General features: G+C 42.6%; 3 protein-coding genes. 2 read left to right on the top strand and 1 reads right to left on the bottom strand.

The features are described 5' to 3' along the window. The first annotated feature begins 178 nt into the window (after positions 1–178). Positions 179–430 (top strand): UPF0175 family protein, encoded by a 252-nt coding sequence (locus tag F6K38_RS41735; protein ID WP_287311492.1) that lies wholly within the window; start codon positions 179–181, stop codon positions 428–430. Next, positions 423–908: a PIN domain-containing protein gene (locus F6K38_RS41730; RefSeq protein WP_287360713.1), complete on the top strand. Its 486-nt coding sequence runs from the start codon at positions 423–425 to the stop codon at positions 906–908. The genes F6K38_RS41735 and F6K38_RS41730 overlap by 8 nt, the downstream gene beginning before the upstream one ends. A 137-nt stretch (positions 909–1,045) precedes the next feature. On the opposite strand, the gene F6K38_RS41725 is transcribed toward F6K38_RS41730, so the two are convergent. Beyond that, positions 1,046–1,471 carry a PIN domain-containing protein gene (locus F6K38_RS41725; protein ID WP_008188582.1) on the bottom strand — a complete coding sequence of 142 codons (426 nt, stop codon included), beginning with the start codon at positions 1,469–1,471 and terminating at the stop codon, positions 1,046–1,048. Between the last annotated feature and the right edge of the window lie 31 nt (positions 1,472–1,502).

Genomic DNA, 1,502 nt, shown 5'->3' with positions numbered 1-1,502 from the left:
AAAAAATCCTATGTACCTCATTAAACTAAAAACTGCTATACTTATCAAGTTCGTAGGGTGCGTTAGGGACGGGGGAGCCATGATTGTAGTGTTAGGATAATCCCTCCCGTAACGCACCATCCAAACGGCAAAAATGAGATGCACCCTTTCAAGAATACCAAATTTTAGCATATAACTAATGTCAGAAGTCACAATTAACTTACCTGAAGAGGTTTTTAGTGCCCGTCGCCTTCCCCCAGAAGAATTTGTGCAGGAAATGCGGCTTGCTGCTGCTATCTACTGGTATCAAAAGCGGGAAATCTCCATGGAAAAAGCAGCCTCCGTCGCTGGGTTAAACCGTAGGGACTTTCTGGCCGCCCTAGCCCGGGAACAAATTGATGTCTTTGCTGTTGACTTTGATGATCTAGAGCGTGAGTTAAACCGTGGCTGAACTTCCTGCTATCAACACATCCCCCCTAATTTTTCTAACCAAAGGTAGCTGTCTCGACTTGTTACAAATAATCAGCCCATCCATAATTGTCCCTCAAGCTGTTGCCACGGAAATTCAGGCATATGGGGAGACAGACGTAACAGCAGTTGCCCTCAAGAATACTGATTGGTTAGTAGTACGAGACACACCAACCATCCCTACAGTCATTCAAAGTTGGGATTTGGGACCGGGAGAGTCAGCCGTACTCACGTTGGGATATGCAAAGCCCGGTACAGAAGTAATCCTAGATGATTTAGCCGCCCGTCGTTGTGCCACTGCTTTGGGTATTCCAGTACGGGGGACATTAGGTATAGTTCTTACCGCTAAACAAAGGGGGGTAATACCTGCTGCACGCCCAGTTTTAGAACAATTGCGCTTGTGTGGGATGTATTTATCTGACCGAGTGATGAATCAAGCATTGGCGTTGGTGGGGGAATAAGACGAATCAACTATGGATATGGCTATTGATCACTAAGCGATCGCTTTTTTTTACAAGATACATAAAAAGAGTCATTTGTCAACACAATCGGTTGTTTAGACAGGAGAGCAGAAATTCATCCCCTCGCAGCCATATTACTAATTATTCAGCTCGAATAACTGGACAAAACCCTTCCTTTGCAACCCCTCTTTAAGTTTTTTATCTCCTGTCCAAAGCAAGCCCCCTAATTCTATAGTCAAAGCCACATGAGGAGTATCGGTTTCGTCAATATCCCGACACAACTCATAAGCTGTTGCTAAATGTTCTGCTGTAATCAAGTCTTCTTTATAGAGATTAATACGTTTGAGCAATATCTGGTAAATCGTAACAATCTCTTCTTCTCTTAACTGACTGGCTTTGAGTATCTTCTCCTTGCGCTTAAATAATTCTACCAGCACCTGCTCACAGATAAAAAAGTTATAATTTGAGTCGAGTAGTAACTCACTAAAACGGGATTTGTCTCTGAGTAATGCTGAGAACAAAATGTTGGTATCAACTATAACTGGTTGGTTTTGTCCAATCACAATTTACTACTTATCAAGTTTAGATTTAACC

This window comes from Moorena sp. SIO3B2 (assembly GCF_010692525.1).
In the GTDB taxonomy this organism is placed as follows: Bacteria; Cyanobacteriota; Cyanobacteriia; order Cyanobacteriales; family Coleofasciculaceae; genus Moorena; species Moorena producens.
Note: the sequence above shows the minus strand (reverse complement) of the source record. Positions and strands in the feature narration are given on the sequence as shown.

Coding starts and splice junctions, on each gene's coding strand:
- F6K38_RS41735 (WP_287311492.1), top strand. CDS start 179: ATGTCAGAAGTCACAATTAACTTACCTGAAGAGGTTTTTAGTGCCCGT.